The sequence below is a fragment of the Anaeromassilibacillus sp. An250 genome, assembly GCF_002159845.1.
GTDB lineage: Bacteria > Bacillota > Clostridia > Oscillospirales > Acutalibacteraceae > Anaeromassilibacillus > Anaeromassilibacillus stercoravium.
Genome location: NZ_NFJK01000019.1, coordinates 36,821 through 57,094, shown reverse-complemented (window position 1 = coordinate 57,094; position 20,274 = coordinate 36,821). Strand labels below are relative to the sequence as shown.

21 protein-coding genes are annotated in these 20,274 nt (G+C 59.4%); 4 read left to right on the top strand and 17 right to left on the bottom strand.

All coding sequences use genetic code 11. The annotated features are described in order from the left end of the window. Positions 1 to 153: 153 nt before the first annotated feature. Positions 154 to 2,463: a diguanylate cyclase domain-containing protein gene (locus tag B5F54_RS14495; RefSeq protein ID WP_172749755.1), complete on the top strand. Its 2,310-nt coding sequence runs from the start codon at positions 154 to 156 to the stop codon at positions 2,461 to 2,463. A gap of 279 nt (positions 2,464 to 2,742) precedes the next feature. Here the strand turns inward: B5F54_RS14495 and B5F54_RS14490 are convergent, their stop codons facing one another. The 17 genes from B5F54_RS14490 to dnaA form a co-directional block, all read right to left on the bottom strand. Then, positions 2,743 to 3,354, bottom strand: coding sequence for a Type 1 glutamine amidotransferase-like domain-containing protein (locus tag B5F54_RS14490; protein ID WP_087234946.1), 612 nt, complete (start codon positions 3,352 to 3,354; stop codon positions 2,743 to 2,745). A gap of 209 nt (positions 3,355 to 3,563) precedes the next feature. Then, positions 3,564 to 4,109, bottom strand: coding sequence for an NUDIX domain-containing protein (locus B5F54_RS14485; RefSeq protein WP_087234945.1), 546 nt, complete (start codon positions 4,107 to 4,109; stop codon positions 3,564 to 3,566). A gap of 308 nt (positions 4,110 to 4,417) precedes the next feature. Further along, the gene (locus tag B5F54_RS14480; RefSeq protein ID WP_087234944.1) at positions 4,418 to 5,071 is read right to left on the bottom strand and encodes a lysozyme inhibitor LprI family protein; all 654 of its coding nucleotides are present in this window, start codon (positions 5,069 to 5,071) and stop codon (positions 4,418 to 4,420) included. Beyond that, positions 5,061 to 7,586 carry a DNA gyrase subunit A gene (gene gyrA, locus B5F54_RS14475; RefSeq protein ID WP_087234943.1) on the bottom strand — a complete coding sequence of 842 codons (2,526 nt, stop codon included), beginning with the start codon at positions 7,584 to 7,586 and terminating at the stop codon, positions 5,061 to 5,063. Before gyrA ends, B5F54_RS14480 begins: the two co-directional genes overlap by 11 nt. 95 nt (positions 7,587 to 7,681) lie before the next feature. Continuing rightward, a complete protein-coding gene (locus B5F54_RS14470) occupies positions 7,682 to 8,221 on the bottom strand; it encodes a YcxB family protein (RefSeq protein ID WP_087234942.1) in 540 nt (179 codons plus the stop codon). 229 nt (positions 8,222 to 8,450) lie between these two features. Then, positions 8,451 to 8,801, bottom strand: coding sequence for a DUF6054 family protein (locus B5F54_RS14465; RefSeq protein ID WP_087234941.1), 351 nt, complete (start codon positions 8,799 to 8,801; stop codon positions 8,451 to 8,453). 109 nt (positions 8,802 to 8,910) lie between these two features. Continuing rightward, entirely contained in the window at positions 8,911 to 9,579 is a 669-nt protein-coding gene (locus B5F54_RS14460; RefSeq protein ID WP_207740544.1) for a hypothetical protein, read from the bottom strand. Continuing rightward, positions 9,549 to 10,070 (bottom strand): flavodoxin family protein, encoded by a 522-nt coding sequence (locus B5F54_RS14455; protein ID WP_087234940.1) that lies wholly within the window; start codon positions 10,068 to 10,070, stop codon positions 9,549 to 9,551. Before B5F54_RS14455 ends, B5F54_RS14460 begins: the two co-directional genes overlap by 31 nt. A gap of 23 nt (positions 10,071 to 10,093) precedes the next feature. Continuing rightward, positions 10,094 to 10,660: a YcxB family protein gene (locus B5F54_RS14450; RefSeq protein ID WP_087234939.1), complete on the bottom strand. Its 567-nt coding sequence runs from the start codon at positions 10,658 to 10,660 to the stop codon at positions 10,094 to 10,096. A gap of 19 nt (positions 10,661 to 10,679) precedes the next feature. After that, complete coding sequence (locus B5F54_RS14445) at positions 10,680 to 11,354, bottom strand: hypothetical protein (protein WP_087234938.1); 675 nt, start codon at positions 11,352 to 11,354, stop codon at positions 10,680 to 10,682. Between the two features lie 120 nt (positions 11,355 to 11,474). Next, positions 11,475 to 13,415, bottom strand: a complete 1,941-nt coding sequence (gene gyrB / locus B5F54_RS14440; protein WP_087234937.1) for a DNA topoisomerase (ATP-hydrolyzing) subunit B — start codon at positions 13,413 to 13,415, stop codon at positions 11,475 to 11,477. A 172-nt stretch (positions 13,416 to 13,587) separates the two neighbouring features. After that, entirely contained in the window at positions 13,588 to 14,085 is a 498-nt protein-coding gene (locus B5F54_RS14435; protein WP_087234936.1) for a hypothetical protein, read from the bottom strand. Positions 14,086 to 14,105: 20 nt separating this feature from the next. After that, on the bottom strand, positions 14,106 to 14,378 hold the full coding sequence (gene remB / locus B5F54_RS14430) for an extracellular matrix regulator RemB (protein ID WP_087234935.1): 273 nt from the start codon (positions 14,376 to 14,378) through the stop codon (positions 14,106 to 14,108). Next, a complete protein-coding gene (gene recF, locus B5F54_RS14425) occupies positions 14,344 to 15,420 on the bottom strand; it encodes a DNA replication/repair protein RecF (protein WP_237966951.1) in 1,077 nt (358 codons plus the stop codon). The genes remB and recF overlap by 35 nt, the downstream gene beginning before the upstream one ends. Next, positions 15,410 to 15,649: an RNA-binding S4 domain-containing protein gene (locus tag B5F54_RS14420; RefSeq protein WP_087234933.1), complete on the bottom strand. Its 240-nt coding sequence runs from the start codon at positions 15,647 to 15,649 to the stop codon at positions 15,410 to 15,412. Before B5F54_RS14420 ends, recF begins: the two co-directional genes overlap by 11 nt. Before the next feature lie 89 nt (positions 15,650 to 15,738). Further along, positions 15,739 to 16,848 (bottom strand): DNA polymerase III subunit beta, encoded by a 1,110-nt coding sequence (gene dnaN, locus B5F54_RS14415; protein ID WP_087234932.1) that lies wholly within the window; start codon positions 16,846 to 16,848, stop codon positions 15,739 to 15,741. A gap of 484 nt (positions 16,849 to 17,332) precedes the next feature. Next, positions 17,333 to 18,652 carry a chromosomal replication initiator protein DnaA gene (dnaA, locus tag B5F54_RS14405; protein WP_087234930.1) on the bottom strand — a complete coding sequence of 440 codons (1,320 nt, stop codon included), beginning with the start codon at positions 18,650 to 18,652 and terminating at the stop codon, positions 17,333 to 17,335. 587 nt (positions 18,653 to 19,239) lie between these two features. On the opposite strand from dnaA, the gene rpmH reads away from it, so the two are divergent. The 3 genes from rpmH to yidD all read left to right on the top strand — a co-directional run bounded on the left by rpmH (position 19,240) and on the right by yidD (position 20,271). Then, positions 19,240 to 19,374 carry a 50S ribosomal protein L34 gene (rpmH, locus tag B5F54_RS14395; protein ID WP_038322395.1) on the top strand — a complete coding sequence of 45 codons (135 nt, stop codon included), beginning with the start codon at positions 19,240 to 19,242 and terminating at the stop codon, positions 19,372 to 19,374. Positions 19,375 to 19,699: 325 nt separating this feature from the next. Continuing rightward, complete coding sequence (gene rnpA, locus B5F54_RS14390) at positions 19,700 to 20,038, top strand: ribonuclease P protein component (protein ID WP_237966939.1); 339 nt, start codon at positions 19,700 to 19,702, stop codon at positions 20,036 to 20,038. Beyond that, positions 20,035 to 20,271, top strand: a complete 237-nt coding sequence (gene yidD / locus B5F54_RS14385; RefSeq protein ID WP_087234928.1) for a membrane protein insertion efficiency factor YidD — start codon at positions 20,035 to 20,037, stop codon at positions 20,269 to 20,271. The genes rnpA and yidD overlap by 4 nt, the downstream gene beginning before the upstream one ends. The last annotated feature ends 3 nt before the right edge of the window (positions 20,272 to 20,274 follow it).

Here is a 20,274-nt window from a genome sequence, read left to right as displayed (position 1 = left end):
TAAATTGGAAGAACAGTGGCGCGAGACGGGATAGCCGGGTATTTTTTACATCCGGCGGGCCACCTCTTTTCCGATCCGGCAGCCATCCATTTTCACGCTCGGAAGAAGCTTCTCATGGTCTCGGAATCCTTTAAGATGTCAGGGGGAACCAAAATGGTGGACAATCGATCGATCAGGCCGACGGAGCTGCCCGCACAGCCGGGGTTGGTCCGTCTGATGTGCGACGGCATTCCCGGCGGGATTTTCCGCTGTTTGCCCGACCCCGTTTGGACCATTTTGGAGGTAAGCCGCGGGTTTTTAAACCTGTTCGGTTATACGGCGGAGGAGATGCGGGAAAAATTTCACAACCATTACCTGGACATGATCCACCCGCACGACCGCCGGGCCGTCACCCGCGCGTTTCAGAAGCATATGGAAACCGGAACGGACCACTGCCTGGAATACCGGGTCAAGCACCGGGATGGGCATACGCTCTGGATTTTGGAGCAGAGCCATCTGATGCAGCGGGATGGCGAGCCGGATACGCTCTGCTGCACCTTGACGGACATCACCGAGGGCAAAAAGCTCCAAGAACAGCTGCGCCTCAGCCTGGAACGCCATCAGATCCTCATGGACCAGACGGACGACATCATCATCGAATGGAATATGGAGACGGATTCCTTTTTCTGCTCCCCGAAGTGGGAGACGAAATTCGGCTACATGCCGCAGAGGGAGCATATCACAAGGCATATCCTGCACGGCGATTCCCATATCCACCCGGAGGACCGGCAGCGCGTGGCCGAGGCCCTGCGCTCCATCCGGCGGGGCGCGTTGCACAGCGACCTGGAGTTCCGCATCTGCACGGCGGACGGGCGGTACCTCTGGTGCCGCGCGCGCATGACGGTGCAGACCAGCCAGGCCAACCATCCCGTCCATGCCATCGGCCTGCTGGTCGATATCGACAGCGAAAAGCGGCAGGCCGAAAAACTGCTGGAGATCGCCCAGCGCGATCCCCTGACCAACCTGCTGAACAAGGTGGCCTCGCAAAAACGCATTGAGGAGTATCTCAACACTGCGGCGGACGGCGATTGTTCGGCGCTCTTAATCGTCGATCTGGACAATTTTAAGCATATCAACGACAGCATGGGACACCTGGTGGGGGACGCCATCCTGGTGGACGCCGCACAGCGCCTGAAAACGCATTTCCGCAGCACCGACACGGTGGGGCGGCTCGGCGGGGACGAGTTCATCATCCATATCCAAAACATCCAGGATGTTTCCATCGTTCAGAAAAAGGCGGAACAGTTGATCCTCGAGCTGGGGGACATCGAGACGGTGAACAACGGCATGGAGAATTCCCCCAGCATCGCCCTCTCCTGCAGCATCGGGGCCGCGATCTATCCCAAACATGGGAAAAGCTTCAAAGAACTGTACCGCCACGCGGACCTGGCGCTCTATCAATCCAAAAAGAACGGGAAAAACCAGTACAACGTCTACGACGGTTCCTACCAGCAGGAGCGCATTTTGCGCCCTTACACCCAGCCGGCGTCCATCCCCGAGGAAAAAGTGGATGCGGACGGGCCGGGCAACCTTCTCGACTACCTTTCCGAGCATTGCTTCCACATCCTGTACCACTCCCGCGACGTAGAGACAGCGGTCCAATCCATCTTGGAGATGGTGGGGAAGAAGTTCAACGTCAGCCGGTCGTATATCTTTGAGGACAGCGAGGACGGGAGCTATTGCCGCAATACGTTCGAATGGTGCAACGAGGGCATCTCCCCGCAAATTGACAACCTGCGCTGTATCTCCTATGAAAAGGATTTAAACAACCGTTACCGGGATAACTTCAATGAGGAGGGCATCTTCTACTGCCGCGACATCCGCCTTTTGGAGGAAGAGCCCTATGCCATCCTCGCCCCGCAGGGGATCAAGGCCCTGTTGCAGAGCGCCATCTACGACAACGGCGTGTTCCGCGGGTTTGTCGGGTTTGACGATTGCTCCATCAACCGGTTTTGGACGCAGGACCAGGTGGACGCGCTGGCGTTTATCTCGGAGATCCTGAGCGTATTCCTCTTGAAGCACCGCGCCCAGCAGCGCACCGTACAGGCCGAGGAGTCCATCCGCTCGATCCTCGAAAACCAAAGCACCTGGATCTACCTGATCGACCCGAAGTCGTATGAATTGCTCTATGTGAACCGCTGCCTGGGCCAGATCTTCCCGAGCGCGCAAATCGGCATGCACTGCTACGAAGCCTTTTTCAGGCGGGACCATCCCTGCACGGAATGCCTGTTCCGGAAACTGACGGAGAAAAACCAGAGCCTTTTGCAGGAGGTTTACCATGCGGCCCTGGACCTCTGGCTGATGACCGACACCTCCATGGTGACCTGGCACAACCGGCCCGCCGTCCTGATGTGCTGCTTTGACATCACCCCCTATAAAAAGGCCGGGACGAACGACCTGCTGGACAAGAACCTCCGTCCCTGAGCGGGCGGAGGGGGAGGGCCGGCAAAGCCGGGCCGCTCCGCGCCCCGAGGCCAAAACCGTGCGGCACCAAAAACGCCTTGCAGCCAGCCCATACGGCGCTGGTGCAATCGCCATACATACGCAGAAAAGCGGCGTCCTTTTGAGCCTGAAACGCTCACAAAGGGCACCGCTTTTTTTGTTGCTTTTTGCATATGCAATTTTATGAAAGCTTTCCCGATTTCTATTCGGGTTCTTGGAGCTCCAACGGCCAAGGGCCGTTGGTTTCCTTTTGGGGTTTCCTTACTTCAAAACCTCCACCTGGCCGTCCTCCACGAAAAGCGCCTGGTGGTCGTCGATGACCTTCAGGTCCAGCGTGGAAGCATACGCGGCCACAATCTGTTCGACCGCCGCCCCATACTCCGGGTTGCCCCGGTGCGGCACCGGATACCATTCCGTCAGATGCAGCCCCGTATAGTCCTGTAATCCCGGCGCTTTCCCGGGGTCGTCCATCGCAGACGAATAGGCGATGTCCGGGGCCGCGGCGATGGCGCCCGCCGATTCCCCGATATAGGGCTTTCCCTTGTGGACCTCCTCGCGGATCAGCCGGTCCGCGCCGCTCTGTTTCAGCGCTTGCAGCAGGAAAAAGGTATTCCCGCCCGCGATGTAGATCAGGTCATTTTTTTGCAGCGCCCTTTGGATGGCATCATACGGGGCGGTGGAAACCTCCACTTCGTCCACAACCAGCCCCATCTGTTCCAAATTCTGCTTTTCCAGGGCGGCCCAACCGCCCGGTTCCTCCGCAAGGCTTGCCGTGGGGATATAGGCGACCGATTTCCCTTTGTAATCGGGCATCACCCGCTGCAAGAGGTGGGAGACATTTTGAAACATGGATACCAATAGCAATTTTTTCATCGCTTTTTCCTCCCTGTAAACAAACCTCGCCGGTTTGATGGGCATTCCGATACCGCGAAGCGTCTATAAGGCGCCCGGTTTCCAGCCCTGCGTGCGAAAGCGCAGCCGCCCATCCCATGGGATATGTGGAGGAAGGGCCGTTTCAAAAATGCAAGTTTCGGACGCATTTTATTTACAACTCGTAATTTTTAAAACTATTTTACGGATTGTTATAGTTTTTTCTGCTCCACCAGGCGGGCGGCCTTTAAAACCAGCACCTGGGTCTTCGCGTCTTTGATGGTGTTGTCCATCACCATCTCCACCGCCTTTTGCAGCGGGATGCGCTCGACCTCCAGGAATTCGTCCTCGTCCAGCTGCGATTCCCCGTACCCCGTGATCCGGCAGGCATAGAGGTGCAGGATCTCGTCGCAATAGCCGGGCGTGGGGTAGAGCAGCCCCAGGTTCAAATACTGCTCCGCGGTGGTGCCGGTCTCCTCGCGCTGCTCGCGCTTGCAGGCTTCAAAGGGGTCCTCGCCGCGCTCCAGTTTCCCGGCCGGGGCCTCCAACACCACCTCCTGGTACGGATAGCGGAATTGCCGGACAAAGAGCATCTCGTCCTGTCCCGTGAGCGCCGCCACGCAGACCCCGCCGGGATGCATCACCAGCTCGCGCTTGGATTTGGCGCCGTTTTCGAGCTCCACGTCGTCCACGGCGACCTCGATGATCCGGCCCTTGTAGATATCCGTGCGGCCCAACTGCTTTTCGATCAATTTCATGGTCCGGCCTCCTTATTTAAAATACAAAACGTAATATAAATAATCTATAAAACAATTTGTATTTGACAAATTCATCACATTGTTGAAAACTCGGTTGATAATACTAAAAGTTAATCTGTTCTGCGCTTGCTCCCCGCCGCAAAAAGGCAAACGTCCCTTCCGGCCCATTTGCAAAAGGAAGGCCCAAAAAGGGAAATGCGGGGCTTTGCGCAGTAAAAAAATATACTTTACGAATAAAATAACATACATATTACAAATTGGAATATGTATTTGCCCGTCCTATGATGGGCGGCATAGCATGCCTCCCCTTATCCCTCGAAGTGATACGTATAGTTCGGGTCGATGGCATACAACTCTTCGTAAAGCTCCACCGCCCGGCTGCGGTAATAATCCATCACCCGGCTGGCCTCATCGACCTGCGCCATGGTGCCGCCGACCGCCTGGGCGTCGGCGCGGAATTCCTCCAGGGCCGCTTCGGTCCCATCGCTCCACGCCTGCTGCTCGCTCTCAAGCGTAGCCTTGCGGTCGTCCGAGACCTTTTCCAGCAGGGTTTCGTAGGCATACGCCACCTCTTCGCGCCAGATCTCCGCGTATTTCTGGGAGACCTCCACCATATCCTTGTTGGAGATCGCCTGGTTGTTGTCCTGGATATACGCCTGGTCGATCGGGTTGTCCGCGAATTTCTCGTCAAAACCCGGGTTTTCCGTCTCCACAGGCAGCACCTGGCCGGGGCTGTCCTCCGGCGGCTCCGGCGCGGGCTCCGTGGAGCTCTCCGGCGTGGACGGCGCTTCGCCGTCCGGCTGCGGGGCGGGCGCCGGGGCGCTCTCCTCGGAAGAAGCGCTGGACGTGGGCGCGGAGCTGCTGCCCGGCGGGTCCTCCGTGCCGTTGTCCCCCGTACACCCCACCAGGGCGGCAAACCCGACGGCCGCCGCCAGCAGAATGGCAATCCATTTATTCTTCATTGCTGTTCTCCTGTTCCGATGGTTCCTCGGTCAAATCCTCGTCCCCGGCGTCGCCGTCGTCCTCCGGCAGATCGTCCGGTTCCTCGTCCTCTTCGTGGGCGGTCCGCGCCAGGGTGACAACGCGGCTTCCTTCGTTCAGGCGCATCACGCGCACGCCCTTGCTGGGCCGCGCGCACTCGCGGATGGAATTCGCGCGGATGCGGATGATCACGCCGTCCGATGCGATCAGGATGATGTCGTCGTCCAGGTCAACCACCTTGATGGCGGCCACGTCGCCGTATTTCTCCACGTGGTAGTTGGTCAGGCCCTTGCCGCCGCGCGACTGGATCCGGTAGTCGTCGGTGGAGGAGAGGCGGCCGTAGCCCGTCTCGCTGACGGTCAGGACCAGCCCGCCCTCGCGGACAACGCTCATGCCGACCACGCAGTCGCCCTCCTTGAGCGTCAGGGCCTTGACGCCGCGGGCCGTGCGGCCCATGGCGCGCACGTCGTTCTCGCTGAAGCGGATCGCCATGCCCTTCTTGGTCGCCACCAGCAAATCGTCGCTGCCGTTGGTCAGGCGGACCCAGCACAGCTCGTCGCCCTCGTCCAAGTCGATGGCGATCACGCCGCCCTTGCGGGTGGTCTGGAACGCGGAGAGCGGGGTGCGCTTGATGACGCCTCTGCGCGTGACCATCACCAGATAGCCGTCCTCGTCGAGCTTTGGCACGCGGATCATGGACGTGACCCGCTCGTCCTGGGCGATCGGCAGCAGATTGGCGATGTTCATGCCCTTGCTGGTGCGCGCGCCCTCCGGCACCTCATAGCATTTCAGACGGTAGACGCGGCCCAGGTCCGTGAAGAACATCACATAGTCGTGGCTGTTGATGACGAACATCTCGGTGGCCACGTCCTCCTCCCGGCGCGTCATGCCGGAGACGCCGCGGCCGCCGCGCCGCTGGGTGCGGTAGGTGTCGGCCTTCTGGCGCTTGATATAGCCGAAGTTGGTCAGCGTCAGCACGCATTCCTCCTCCGGGATCAGGTCTTCGATATCCACTTCGCCGCTGATCGCCGCGATTTCGGTGCGGCGCTCGTCGTTGAACTTCGCTTTGACCGCGAGCGCCTCCTCCTTGACAATGGCGAGCACGCGGCTCTCGTTGGCAAGGATGTCCTTCAGGTCTTCGATCTTGAGGTGCAGCGCTCCCAGCTCGTCCTCCAGCTTCTGGCGGTCCAGGCCGGTCAGCGCGCCCAGCTGCATCTGCACGATAGCCTGCGTCTGCACATCGTCCAGGCCGAACCGCTCGGTCATGCGCTGGCGCGCCTGGGCGCGGTCCTTGGAGGTGCGGATGATCGAGACCACTTCGTCGATGAAATCGACCGCAATTTTGAGGCCCTCCAGGATGTGCGCGCGGTCCTCGGCCTTTTTGAGCTCAAAGCGCGTGCGGCGTGTGACGACGTCCTCCTGGAAGTCGATGTAATTCTGCAAAATTTCCTTGAGCGTCAAGGTCTTTGGCTCGCCGTTCACAATGGCCAGCATGATGACGCCGAAGGTCGTCTGCATCTGCGTAAATGTATAAAGCTTGTTCAGCACAATCTGCGGGGAGGCGTCGCGCTTGACCGTGATGACAATGCGCATGCCCTGGCGGTCGGAGTGGTCCTCCACGTTGGAGATGCCGTCGATGCGCTTTTCCTTGACGAGCGTCGCGATGCTCTCGATCAGGCGCGCCTTGTTCACCTGGTAGGGGATCTCCGTCACCACAATGCTGAACCGGCCGTTCTTTTCCTCCTCGATTTCCGCGCGCGCGCGCACCGTGATGCGGCCGCGGCCCGTCGCATAGGCCGCGCGGATGCCCGCGCGCCCCATGATGATGGCGCCGGTGGGGAAGTCCGGCCCCTTGATGTACTGCATCAGCTCGTCGAGCGATGCGTCCGGGTGGTCGATCAGGCAACACATGCCGTCGATGACCTCGCCCATATTGTGCGGCGGGATGTTCGTCGCCATGCCGACCGCGATGCCCGTGGACCCGTTGACCAAAAGGTTCGGGAAATGGCTGGGCAGCACAACCGGCTCTTTCAGGCGGTCGTCGTAGTTCGGCATGAAATCGACGGTTTCCTTGTCGATGTCCTGCAACATCTCGACCGCAATTTTGCTCATGCGGCTCTCCGTATAACGGTAGGCAGCGGGCGGGTCGCCGTCCACGGAACCGAAGTTTCCGTGTCCGTCCACCAGCATATAGCGCATGGAGAAGTCCTGCGCCAAACGCACCAGCGCGTCGTAGACGGAGGCGTCGCCGTGCGGATGGTACCGGCCCAGCACCGAACCGACGGTATCCGCGCATTTGCGGTACGGCTTGTCGGGGCTCAGGCCGTTCTCATACATCGTGTAGAGGATGCGGCGATGCACGGGCTTGAGCCCGTCGCGCACATCCGGCAGCGCACGGGACACGATGACCGACATCGAGTAATCCAAAAAGGACTTCTTGATCTCCTTTTCCAGATCTACGTTAATAATGCGATCGTTTTCCTGCATGTCTTGCATTGTAGAAACCAACCCTTTCTTTCGAGCCTACGGCGATCCCATGGACCGCTTTATCAAAAAACAGCTTGCTGATCTTCTTGAAATGGGGCGCGCCTTCACTTCTGCGTCTGCCCGCCGGTTGGGAACAGCGCATGGAGCTTCTGCACATCCTCCGGGGAGAGCGCCCGCTTGGGGACATACCGCGATTCGCCGGGCCCCAGCCGCAGCAGGAGGATGCGCCCATCCTCCCAAACCGAGAGCATCGCATAGGGGAGGGACGCCGCATAGCGGTCCGATTTTACGTCCACATGGTCCGCAAAAAAGGACAGGGACTGCGCGGTCATGCGCTCCCCGGCGTGGTCGTAAAACGACTGCGCGCGGCTGCGCACCAGCAGGGGCTGGATGGAATCGTGGAAAAAGCCCACCGCCAGGCCCAGCAGCACCAAAAGCGAGAAAAATACCGTATTCTGCGGGTTCCCCACGCCGAAGAGCAGGCAGAGCACAAAGCCCGCCACCACCAGCACAAACCCGGCGGCGCGCAGGAACAGCCGCTCGCCCGGCGATGCGGCCGCATTGCACGCGGCGATCTGATAATCGGCATAATCCTGTTTGGTCGGTAAAAAGCTGACCGAGAGCAGCGGTGTCTGTTGTTCCATTTGTCCTCCTATCCCGGTGCGTGCTGGGCCACGGGACCGGCCCCGCTTCGATGCACGGGGGCCAAAAAAGCCCTGCCTGGTGGTGCAGGCTTGCCCCAAGCGCCCGCGTTTCAAAGCGCGCGCCGCCCATTTCTGCCCGCCGGGAAAATCAAATTCATTTCTATATGTATATTTCAAAATAAATAATACAAATCGTATTTTCTGGATTTCGTTTGTTCTGCTTGGATGCCTACATCCCTTCAAATGGGCCCTTGGACAGGATCTTCTTCACCAGTTGGACGAACGCATCCCCCGTGCCCCAATCGAAGTGGGTGAACGCACCAGTGCCGCCGCCCGCACCGATGGCGGACACCTGCACGGTGCCGCCGTGCCCGACCAACGTCAAGGTGAGGCTGGCGCGGCTGGCGTTGCGCATAAAATAGCGGTCGTACACACGGACGGCAACCTGCGTATCCCCCAAGTCGTATCTGGCAGTGCCGACCAGCTCCACGGAGGCGCCGCTCGCCAGAATTTCCTTCTCCAACAGGGACAAGACCGTGTAGAAATCCGCATCATGGAGTTCCTTCTCAAATTGTGCCATGGATTCCTTCCTCCTTAGTTTGCATATGGCCGGTTTGAAAGCCGCCGTACTGCCGTCCCATCCGCTCCGATCGGCCAACACCCGTTTGGCCCATCGGAACGGACGGCCGTCAGGCCGTAGGTCCCTCGCCCGGCGCTGCAAAGAGCTCCTGTTTCGAAAGACCGTTTTTCCGCCCTTTCCGCCGCCAGACGGACTCCGCAGACATCCGGTACAAAACGCGCGGGAAATTCTGGGTGATATAGAGGTCTTCCGCCTGCCCGCCGGAAACGATGGCCTCCGCGAGCGTTTGGAGCGCCTGCCCGAGGCGCTTTTTGGGCCCGTGGCCCATGGGGATGTTTTGCGTCTCCGGCAGCATCCCGCCCCCGCCGGCGCCAATCCCCTGGCCCCAGCGCACCCCCGCACGGCGGCACCAATGGCGCAGCATGTGCAGCGCATGGGCGTTCTGATGGCCCTCATAAAACCCGGAGTTGACGAGCGCATAGGCTGTCCGCTCCTTCTGCGGCGTTTCCCGGAAATCCGCTTCCAATTGCAGCAGCGCGCCCACCATATGGGAGGGCAGGCCGTCCACATAGAGCGGCATGGCAAACACCAGCACATCGCAGGCGGCAATCCCGCGCAGCGCCTGTTCCGGGAGGGGGGCGGTCCGGATGGCGTATTCCCGCACCGCTGCCTGCGGGGGCAATGCATCGCGCAGCCCCTGCAAGATCACCCAGGACGCGCTGTTTTTTCCCTTTGGGCTTCCGCAAATCAAAGCAATGTCCGTAGCAAATCCCTCCAATCCGGCGGCTGTTCCACAAAGCGCACCTCGTTGACCCGGCCATAGAGGTTCACCGCCATGGCCTGCACCCATTCCTGCGCGGTCCTCTGTTCCTCCGGCGTTGCCCCGCCGTAAAAGACCACGGTCAAACCGTACGAATGATGGTACCGCTGGCGGTGGTGCATCTCCCCGTTTTTGATGACAAAATAGGGATGGACATACGAAATGCACCGGTCCAGCACATTTTTGACAAACGGGCCCGGCCCGCCAAAGCAGCACCGGCTCACAAGGACCAGCTCGCCGCTGTTGGCAAGATAGGCCCCCATATCCCGGTATGGGTCCGGGAGCACGCAGCGTCCGGGCGTTTTGATCCAGCAGCCGAAACAGCCGGTGCAGGGGCGGATCGTGCCGTTGTCCGAAAACACCGTGCCCGCAAAAGGGGACTCCAGCTCCCGGACCGGTTCCGCCTGCTCCACATCCTGGATTACCAGAAAGCGATGGTTTTCACGCATCGATCGTTCCTCCGTTCCCCCGCCTATTGTTTGGCCCAGAGATACCGGTTGGCGAATTGTTCGCGCATGTGGGCGGACACGGCCTCCCGCTGTCCGGGGGAAAGCTGCTTTTTATCGACAATCAGCAGATGCCGGTCCCAACCGCCCGCCACGACCAAATACGCGGGGCATTCATAGCATGCGTAATAATCGCTCCAATACCCGCTGATTTTTTCATAAGGGGTTTCACAGCAGACGCTGTCCCGGTAAAAGGCGATTTTGCAGCGCTGCTGCCAAAAGCGGTTCTTTTGGAAGACCGCCGCCGCGCGTTTCTGCATCCGCACCGGCTGGAACCAGAAAAAATAGGCCGCCAGCAGCACGCCCAAACAGCCCACGGCAATGGGAATCCAGGCCGTGGCGTATTGATACCGGTAGACCGGGATGCAGGAAAACGCCAGGGCCGCCACGGTCAGCGCCGCGGCCGCGCGCACCCCTCTGCGGCTCCAAACCGAACGGTGGCTTTCCGCAAACACGGCCGCCTGCGCATATTCCTCCGCGGTGAGCGTCTGATGCACCACCGCGATGGGTTCCCCCTCGTAAAACGTTGGCAAAGGGCAGTCCTCCTTCCGGTCAATCCTCCCGCGGCTGCGTGCCCGCCTGGATCATCGCCCGCACCTCCGGCAGGACCGAAGGTTCCACGCAGCGCATGGGGAGGATCACCATATCGTCGCCCTTGAAATACACGACGATGTTCTTCTGATAAATCGCGCTCTTACACGAGCCGTCCAACGGGATCTCCCACTGGTTTTCCCCGCGGCCCATCTCGATCTTATGCGGATAGATCTCCATGCAGATTTCCTTGCCATTCGCATTGCGCTTGGCGTCCTGTTTGATGCGGATGTCCGGCAGGAAGATCATGATGAAGATCATCGCCGCGCAGACCGTGGCAAAAAACAGGTTGTCCGGGTTGCGTTTCAAAAAGAAAAAGACCAGGAATCCCAACAGCAGCGCGGAAAAGACCACCAGCTCGATGCGCATGCGCCGTTTGCGCCGTTTGCCAAACTGCGTGCCGCGCATACAGGTGCGGATCTCCTCCTCGGTCAGGACATAGGAGAGCTTCACGCCGGTGATGGTGTCTTTGTACTCCTGGTCGGCGCCCTCGGACACGATCTCCGCGTCGCTGCCGTCCCACTGGACGGCCTCCTCCTGCTCTTCATCCTCCAAAAATTCCGGTTCGGGGGCCTCAACCCCCTGGGGTTCCGGAGGCTGGGCGGTCTCTTCGTTTTCTTTCGTAAAGTCTTTCATGTAGGATTCTCCTTTGTATGTTTCGGCGCGATGCGCCATAGTATAGCCCGTATGCAGGGAACCGGCATGGGCCATTCAAACGAATTTTCTTCCGTCTGCCGGAAACCGGCAGCACAGGGGTTAAATGTCCAGGTTCTGGACGTACTTCGCATTCTTTTCGATGAACGCGCGGCGCGGTTCGACCTTGTCGCCCATCAGGATGGTGAAGGCCTCGTCCGCGGCGGCGGCGTCCTCCACCTCCACGCGCAGCATCGTGCGGGTTTCGGGGTTCATGGTCGTCTCCCAAAGCTGCTCGGAGTCCATTTCGCCGAGACCCTTGTAGCGCTGGATCTCATACCCGCTGACCAGCTCCGCCATCAGCTTGTCGCGCTCCTTGTCGGAGAAGGCGTAATAGTGGTTTTTGCCCTTGCTCACGCGGAACAGGGGCGGCTGCGCCAGATAGATGTGGCCCTCCTCCACAAGCGGCTTCATAAAGCGGAAGAAGAAGGTCAAAAGCAGCGTGCGGATATGGGAACCGTCTACGTCGGCATCCGCCATGATGATGATCTTCCCATAGCGCAGCTTGGAAATATCGAATTCCTCGCCGATGCCGCAGCCCAGCGCCGTAACGACCGGCATCAGCTTTTCATTGCCGTACACCTTGTCGAGGCGCGCCTTTTCGACGTTCAGCATCTTGCCCCAGAGGGGGAGGATCGCCTGGTATTTGCGGTCGCGCCCGCCCTTGGCGGACCCGCCTGCGGAATCGCCCTCGACGATGTAAATCTCGGTCTCGTCGGGGTTGCGGCTCTGGCAGTCGGCCAGCTTGCCGGGCAGGGAGGCGGTCTCCAGCTCGGACTTGCGCCGCACCAGCTCGCGCGCCTTGCGCGCGGCCTCCCGCGCGCGGGAGGCGGACAGCGCCTTGTCAAAGATCGTGCGCGCCGTGGCGGGGTTCTCCTCCAGGTAGGTGGCCAATTTGTCGGACACCAGCTGGCTGACCAGCGTGCCGACCTCGGTGTTGCCCAGGCGCGCCTTGGTCTGGCCCTCGAACTGCGCGTCCTTGACCTTGATGCTGATGATCGCGGTCAGGCCCTCGCGCACGTCCTCTCCGGACAAGTTCTTGTCGTTGTCCTTGAGGATGTTGTATTTGCGGGCGTATTCGTTCATCACGCGCGTGAGCGCCCGCTTAAAGCCGTCCTCATGGGTGCCGCCGTCCGTGGTGTGGATGTTGTTGGCAAAGCTGAGCATCAGCTCGTTATAGGAGTCGTTGTACTGCATGGCGATTTCCGCTGTGGAGTTGTTGTCCGCCGCCGTGCAGGAGAAATGGATGATGTCGTCGTGGATGGGCTCCTTCTCCTTGTTGAGGAACTCCACAAAGCTGGAAATGCCGCCCTGGTAGCAGTAGTTGTCCTGCAAAAGGTTCTCCGGGTCGCGTTCGTCCCGCAGCTCGATGTGTACGCCCGCGTTCAGGAAGGCCTGTTCGCGCAGGCGCTTTTGCAGCGTCTCATAGTCATAGACCGTGGTGTCCTTAAAAATCGACGCATCCGGCTTAAAGGTGACGGTGGTGCCGGTCTTGTCCGCCGGGCAGTCGCCGATGACCTCCAGGTCGCCGGTCGCCTTGCCGTATTCAAACCGCTGGTGGTAGATCTTCCCCTCGTGGTAGACCTCGACCTCCAGCCAGACGGACAGCGCATTGACCACGGACGCGCCGACCCCGTGCAGGCCGCCCGCGACCTTATAGCCGCCGCCGCCGAATTTGCCGCCCGCGTGCAGGATCGTAAAGACCACCGTGACCGCGGGCAGGCCGGTCTTGTGCTGGATGCCCACCGGGATACCGCGCCCGTTGTCCGTGACGCGGATCACGTCGCCGGGCAGGATCACCACGTCGATCTTGTCGCAGTACCCGGCCAGCGCTTCGTCGATCGCATTGTCCACGATCTCATAGACCAGATGGTGCAGGCCGCGCGGCCCGGTGGAGCCGATGTACATGCCCGGGCGCTTCCGGACAGCCTCCAGCCCCTCCAACACCTGGATCTGGTTTTCGTCGTATGTCTGATTCGTTTGCAAGACTTCGTTTATATCCATGTTACATGATTCCCCCAATAACACACATAAAGGCTGCGGGACCTTCCCTGCCTGCGGCCGCAGCGGGCCCTGGTTTTCCCGGCCCTTTGGCCGCCCAAATCCGGCAGGCCGCCGCTTTTTCCGGCACATTCCCAGCCTGTTTCAAAAAACCTTCCGCGATGTTCAAAAGGCGCTATAACCGCCGGGCCGTCCGCGGATTGGGACGGCGCCCGGATTCCCCGCCGCTGGGTGCGCCCCTGGCCGTCCGGCCGGGCGCCTGGCTCTGCCGCTGGCCCCCGCGCGGAAGGTCCACGCGCTGCGTATCGTGCATCTGTCCCGGAGCCGGCCTGCGGCGCGCCCTCTCCGGCGCAGCCGGCGGCACCTTTGCCGGCTGGATGGGCCGCAGGCGGACAAAAAACGGGCTGATCAAAAAGAAAAGCAAAAACGGGACGGCGATCAGAACCAGGGAGGTAAAGCTGAATTCCTGCACCAGTGTCACAAACAGGACGAAAAACACCGCGCCGGCGATGGCTGCCACGGCCGCAAGCGGATAAAGCGCTTTATCCAGCGAGACGTTCGAGCATTCGCCGCATTTCCCGCAGCGGTATTCCCCCCGTGTTTTCAGAGCCCATGCGCGGAACCAGTTGACCTGTTTCCCGCAGTGCGGGCATTTTGGAAGCATGAGTCGCATGATGTTCCCCTTCTACTGTTTCAAACATTGGAAATTTCGTCGATGTACCCCGTCCGCTTCAACAGCGTGGACGAGGAAATCTGGGAGATATAGACCGTCTCCCGGTTCTGGCTGTCGCGGCAAAGCACAAAGGACTTCGGCAGCTCCATGCTGACGTTGACGACCTTTCCGGCCTTCTCCGCCTGCGCCAGGTAGTTCCGTGTGGTTTTGGAGATCGTCGAGGTCTCCATATTGAAGATGCCGACGATTTCATCCATCTTAATCACCGTGTCCTGCCCCAGATGTAGGTACATAAAGTTCTCCTCTCCGCACTTCAAACAGCGCGCCTTCCTCCAGGCGCTTGACCGCGCCCGGCTCGCAGCACGTGAGAAACACCTGCCGCCCGTCCAAGCGGTTGAGCAGGTAATGCTGCCGGCCGGCGTCGAGCTCGCTCATCACATCGTCCAGCAGGATGACCGGCGCTTCGCCGCCCTCCTGCTCCAGCACATCGGCCTCGGCCAGCTTGAGCGCCAACACCAGGGAGCGCTGCTGCCCCTGGGACCCATAGGCCCGCGCAGAGACGCCGTCCACGGTGACCTCCAGGTCGTCGCGGTGCGGCCCCACCGTGGTGTGGCCGCTCTGTAGGTCGTCCCGGCGCGCCGCCGCCAATGCCTCCCTTAGATTTTCGGCGCTTTTTTGATACTGTATTCCAAATTGTTCCTTATTTTCCGAAATCCCCGCGTAGAGCTCCCGCGCGGGCGCCTCGATTTTTTGTATGTACGCCGCGCGCTCCCTTGCCACGGCGTCGCCGTACCGCGCGAGGCGGTCGTCCCAGATCTCCAGGGTATCCAAGAGCTCAGCGTGGCGCGGGATGTCTTTCAGCAGCGCGTTGCGCTGCACCAGCGTGTGGTGATACCGCGACAGAAGCGGCGCATAGGCCGGCTTTACCTGGCAGAGGGCCGCGTCGATGAAATTCCGCCGCAGCGCCGGGCCGCTCTTGATGAGGGAGAGGTGCTCCGGGGAGAACAGCACGGCGCGGAATTTGCCGACCAGCTCCGCGGGGGAGCGCTTTGGCACGCCGTTGAGCGACGCGCTGCGCCGCCCGTTCTGGATGGTGAGCTCCGCCTCCTGCTCGCGCTCCTCGCTGTAAAATTGCAGGTGCAGCGCCGCCTTTTCCTGGCCGAAGGCCACCAGCTCGCCGTCGCGCGCGCCCCGGAACGAGCGCCCGCCGGTAAACAGCCAGACCGCCTCCAACAGGTTGGTTTTCCCCTGCGCATTCCTGCCGTAGATGACGTTCATCCCCGGGCAGGGGGTGAGGCTTCCCGCGCAGAGGTTGCGGTAGTGTTCAAACGCCAGACTCTGTATTTTCAGAACTACACACCTCGTAACATACGTTGTTATAGACCGCCTGGTCGCCGGGCCGCATCTTTTTCCCGCGCATGGTGCACGGCTCGCCGTTCACCTGCACGTTCCCGGCCTGGATCTCAAATTTCGCCTGCCCGCCCGTATCCACGGCGCCGCCGCGTTTGAGCAGGGCGTCCAGGCGGATGAACTCTGTGTCGATCGAAATGCTTTCTTTCTTCATAGATCGGTCTCTTTTCTGTAAAATATGGGCCGCGTGCTGCGCAGGCAGCCGCGCCGGTTTTTTCGCAAACGCCCGGGCAAAGCGGGGCGTCAGCTGTCGCTCTTCAGGCGGACCGGAAGCACCAGGAACAGGAAGGCGTTCCCCTCCCGCGGGAGGACCTTCATCGGGCTCAAGGGGCCGTTCAGCTGCACCTTGACCTCGTCGCCCTCCGCGTTCCGCAGGGCGTCGAGCAAATACCGGTTGTTAAATCCAATCTCCACATTCCCCCCTGTAATCTGCGCTTCGAACTGGTCGTTCGCGCGCCCCATGGAGGTGGAGCAGGACAGCTTGATTTCATTGTCCTCAAACAGGCAGCGGACCGGGCTCTTCAGGCGGTCGGTGATCAGAAGCGACACGCGCTCCACGCTCTCGATAAAGCTGCGCGTGTTGACCAGCACCTCGGTGCTGCTTGCGGCGGGGATCGCCGCCTTGTAATCGAGGAATTCGCCCTCCAAAAGCCGGGAGATCACCGTATAATTCCCGATCTTAAACAGGATATGGCGGCGCCCTACGACCAGGGAAAGGGTCTCTTCCTCGCTGTCGCTGAGCAGCTTCGTCACCTCGTTGAGCGTCTTGCCCGGGACCACAAAGCTGGCCTCTTCGTTTGCCTGCACCGGCTCCTCGCGGATCGCCAGGCGGTACCCGTCCACGGACACCAGCCGCAGCGTGCCGCCGCCCAGCTCAAACAGGGTCCCCGTGTGGATGGGCTTTGCGTCCGTGTCCGCCACGGCAAAGATCGTCTGGCGGATCATGCTCTTGAGCATGCTGTGCGGCAGATCGATCGTGGTCTCCCCGGTGATCGAGGGGATCTCCGGATACTCCTCCGCCGGGATGCCGACGATCGAAAATTCGCTCAGGCCGCAGGTGATCGCGGTGATGTTCTTTTCATCGGACGCGATGCAGACCTGCTCCCCGGGGAGGCGGCGCACGATATCACCGAACAAACGTGCGCTTAAGACCAGGTTGCCGGGCTCCTCCACAGAGGCTTCGATGGTGGTGGTCATGCCCAGCTCCAGGTCATACCCGCAGAGGGTCACCTCCTGCCCGTGCGCTTTCAGGAGGATGCCTTCGAGCGCGGGGATGGAGGATTTGGTCGAGACGGCCCGCTGCACATTGGAGACGGCTTCCGTCAATTGTTGTTTGCTGCAAGTTATTTTCATTGTATCACCCTTTTATCTGTTTGGGCCAAGCGGCTCGATGTTTTCCACCTTGTTTGCGGGGTTTCCACCGCAACTTCCGGTTTTCTCTCTTTATAAGCATAGCAATGGAATGCTTTTGATTTAGTACCAGCAGTAGGGGCCGGGGAAATGTGGAAAATCTCCGGAAACCCAGTGCTGGCGCGGCAAAAAACGCCGGAATTTTCATTTTTTGTATGTTTATGCATTGTGGAAGGTTGTATTATCCACCCCAGAATCAACAATTTGTTGAAAACTCTGTGGGGAAAGTTGAAAACACGTTAAAAGATTTCAAGGCGCAAAAATCCGGTTTCTCAAAAGGCTCTTTTTAAGAAACGGCACACTCTGCATAGCATCTATACAATTTGTATTATAACTATTTGTATAACGAAAGGCGCACGAATCCGCAAAGCGCCGCATGGTTACACAGCCGCCCTGTGGGCGCAAAACGCCGGGACCCTGCCGGGGGTTACCGGTCGCGGATGTTCTTGATGATGTCCTCCACGGTGCCCTTGGTCTTGGGATCGCGGGCCATGCCCTTCTCCACCTGCTGGATGGCGTAGACCACCGTCGAGTGGTCGCGGCCGCCGAACTCCTCGCCGATCGAGGTCATGGGCATCTGGGTGATCTCGCGCACCACATACATGGCCACCTGGCGCGCGTTGGAGATGTTGGCCGAGCGCTTGCTCGAGCGGATGTCCTCCGGGCTGGTGCCGTACGTGCGTGCGACCTCCTCGATGATCTTCTCCACGGTCACCGGGACCGGCTGCTCGTTGTTGATGATGTCGCTGACCGCCATCTGCGCCGTGGACAGGTTGAGGGCGTCGCCGTTGAGCAGGTAGTACGCCTTCATCTTCTTGACCGTGCCCTCCAACTGGCGGATGTTGTTCTTCAGCCGGTTGGCGATGTATTCGATCACGTTGTTCGGCAGGTCGATGCCGAGCAGCTCCGCCTTGCGCTTGATGATCGCGATGCGCGTTTCAAAATCCGGCGGCTGGATGTCCGCGGTCAGGCCCCACTCAAACCGGGTGAGCAGGCGCTCTTCCAGGGTGGCGATGTCCTTGGGCGGACGGTCGGATGTGAGGACGATCTGCTTTTTTGCCTCATATAAGGTATTAAAGGTGTGGAAGAATTCCTCCTGGGTGGATTCCTTGCCCGCGATGAACTGGATATCGTCCACGAGGAACACGTCCGCCTTGCGGTACCGCTGGTGGAACTCCGCGGTGGTGCCGTGGCGGATGGCTTCGATCAGCTCGTTGGTGAATTCGTCGCCTTTGATGTAGACGATGTTCATCTCCGGATGCCTTCTTGCGATCTCGTTGCAGATGGCATAGAGCAGGTGGGTTTTCCCGAGGCCGGAATTGCCGTAGATGAACAGCGGGTTGTAGAGTGTCGCCGGCTTTGTGGCGACCGCCATGGAAGCCGCATGCGCAAATTTGTTCGACGGCCCCACGATGAACGTGTCGAAGGTGAACTCGTAGTCGTCGTTCTGGGAAGAGGCGTCCTCTTCCTCCTCCTTCTCCGCGGAGGGCACGTCCTCCGGCACGCAGATCTGCACCTGGATGCCCGGCCCGAAGATCTCGGCCACCGCATCGTTCAGAAGATCCATATAGCACCGGTTCAGCGTCTGCCGGTGGAATTCATTCGGCGCCTTCAGAAGGGCGATCCCCTTTGCAAAGTCCAGGCTGACCGGCTCAATCCGGCTGATCCAGGTGGTGTAAGCCACCTCTGTGATGTGTTTTTTGCAGTATTCGCAAATAAAACTCCAGGCTTCGGTAAAAGATTCCATGTTTGAACCTCCGTGTTTTCAAAATCGTCCTTGCGCGCATGTTTTCCTTGCAAACAAAGCGGGTGAAACCGGGACCGGCACATCCAAATTTCACCAGTTTTGGAAATCGATAGACTTCAGGCAGTATATATCTTATAGTATCACAATTTCATCGCTTTTACAACTTTTCAACAGTTAGAAATCGATTTGGTGAAAAGCTGTGGAAAAGAATCCCGTGTAAAAAGGGCGTCCCCGCCGGAAAAACCGGGGCTTTACCGGGCAGAAAACCGCTTTTTCCACAGATTCCCCAAAAAAGGCGGCGCCGGGACGCCCCCGTCCCGGAAGGGAAACCGGCTGGGAAACGCCCCTGCAAAAGGCCCCGTCCGCCCCCGGTTTGCCGGTGAAAAATTTTTTCGCATTGTTCTTTTAAAAAGATACGGCCCTGCATCTTGTGGTCGGGAAAGGGCATGCCCCTTAGTTCTTGCGAAAATCCCGCAGGAATGCCGGTTTCCCGCGCATTTTTTCGCTAAGAAAAGGTTGACAGCCCGGACGGATATAATATATAATGCTAAATTGCAAGGTTTGTACCCCGAAAGGAGGGTGTATGTATGCTGAGAACGTATCAGCCCAAGAAGCTCCACAGAAAAAAGGAGCACGGCTTCCGCAAAAGAATGTCTACCAGCAACGGCCGCAAGGTATTAGCCCGCCGTAGAGCAAAAGGCAGAGCGCGCCTGAGCTACTAAGACAAAAGGCCACCGGAGTGTGGCCTTTCTTTTTAGCACGAGCCGCGCGGCGGCTTCCCAGGCCGCCGGAAATCGTTGGACGGGAGACAATGGCACGCGGATGCGGAAGGGGGCTCCAAAAACAGGGCGGCCCTTCCGATTTTCAAACGCGCCGGTTTTGCTGCGCGCTGTTTGTTGCAGCAGCCCTCTAAATAAGGGGCATATGGGCCGTTTTTTTGCCTGTTGAGGCAAACAACGGGCAAACCGGCGGATGTTTTTCGGGAATAGGTCCCGGATGGCGCATCCAATGTGCGTTTCTGGCATCCCGAAGAGGGATCGTGGAAGAATGATGGACTTGTTTACACCAATCAAAGAGAATCGGGATTTCCGGCGCATCTATACGCGGGGCAAGTCGTATGTGTCGCCGGTGGTCGTGACCTATGTTTTAAAAAACCGCAGCCAGAACGTGCGCGTGGGCATTACGACGGGGAAAAAGACCGGCAATGCCGTCAAGCGCAACCGCTCCCGCAGGATTATCCGGGAAGCGTTCCGGCAGGCTGCCCCGCAGGTGCGGGAAGGGTTTGATTTTGTCCTGGTGGCGCGCGGCCGCACGCCCTTTGTAAAAAGCACGGATATTTACCGCGTTTTGATGCGGCAATTGAAAGACGCGGGTGTTTTGAAATGAAACGCCTGCTTATTTTGCTTATTCGATTTTATCAGCAGGCGATCTCCCCATTCAAACAGCCCTGCTGCAAATATTATCCCACCTGTTCCAATTATGCGTTGGAGGCGATTGAGCGTTTCGGCGCGCTGAAGGGTTCCCTTTTGGCGCTGTACCGCATTTTGCGCTGCAATCCGTTCAGCCGGGGCGGGTATGACCCGGTCCCGGAGAAGAAGGAAAAGGGAACATCAAAATAGAGG

Bases quoted from the DNA above. Each gene is read 5' to 3' on its own strand.
- B5F54_RS14455 (WP_087234940.1), bottom strand. From the start codon at position 10,070: ATGCGTGAAAACCATCGCTTTCTGGTAATCCAGGATGTGGAGCAGGCG.
- gyrA (WP_087234943.1), bottom strand. From the start codon at position 7,586: ATGCAAGACATGCAGGAAAACGATCGCATTATTAACGTAGATCTGGAA.
- B5F54_RS14465 (WP_087234941.1), bottom strand. From the start codon at position 8,801: ATGGCACAATTTGAGAAGGAACTCCATGATGCGGATTTCTACACGGTC.
- rpmH (WP_038322395.1), top strand. From the start codon at position 19,240: ATGCTGAGAACGTATCAGCCCAAGAAGCTCCACAGAAAAAAGGAGCAC.
- B5F54_RS14470 (WP_087234942.1), bottom strand. From the start codon at position 8,221: ATGGAACAACAGACACCGCTGCTCTCGGTCAGCTTTTTACCGACCAAA.
- B5F54_RS14420 (WP_087234933.1), bottom strand. From the start codon at position 15,649: ATGAAGAAAGAAAGCATTTCGATCGACACAGAGTTCATCCGCCTGGAC.
- dnaA (WP_087234930.1), bottom strand. From the start codon at position 18,652: ATGGAATCTTTTACCGAAGCCTGGAGTTTTATTTGCGAATACTGCAAA.
- remB (WP_087234935.1), bottom strand. From the start codon at position 14,378: ATGTACCTACATCTGGGGCAGGACACGGTGATTAAGATGGATGAAATC.
- B5F54_RS14490 (WP_087234946.1), bottom strand. From the start codon at position 3,354: ATGAAAAAATTGCTATTGGTATCCATGTTTCAAAATGTCTCCCACCTC.
- yidD (WP_087234928.1), top strand. From the start codon at position 20,035: ATGAAACGCCTGCTTATTTTGCTTATTCGATTTTATCAGCAGGCGATC.
- B5F54_RS14485 (WP_087234945.1), bottom strand. From the start codon at position 4,109: ATGAAATTGATCGAAAAGCAGTTGGGCCGCACGGATATCTACAAGGGC.
- B5F54_RS14435 (WP_087234936.1), bottom strand. From the start codon at position 14,085: ATGCGACTCATGCTTCCAAAATGCCCGCACTGCGGGAAACAGGTCAAC.
- B5F54_RS14480 (WP_087234944.1), bottom strand. From the start codon at position 5,071: ATGAAGAATAAATGGATTGCCATTCTGCTGGCGGCGGCCGTCGGGTTT.
- gyrB (WP_087234937.1), bottom strand. From the start codon at position 13,415: ATGGATATAAACGAAGTCTTGCAAACGAATCAGACATACGACGAAAAC.
- dnaN (WP_087234932.1), bottom strand. From the start codon at position 16,848: ATGAAAATAACTTGCAGCAAACAACAATTGACGGAAGCCGTCTCCAAT.
- rnpA (WP_237966939.1), top strand. From the start codon at position 19,700: ATGATGGACTTGTTTACACCAATCAAAGAGAATCGGGATTTCCGGCGC.
- B5F54_RS14495 (WP_172749755.1), top strand. From the start codon at position 154: ATGGTGGACAATCGATCGATCAGGCCGACGGAGCTGCCCGCACAGCCG.
- B5F54_RS14445 (WP_087234938.1), bottom strand. From the start codon at position 11,354: ATGAAAGACTTTACGAAAGAAAACGAAGAGACCGCCCAGCCTCCGGAA.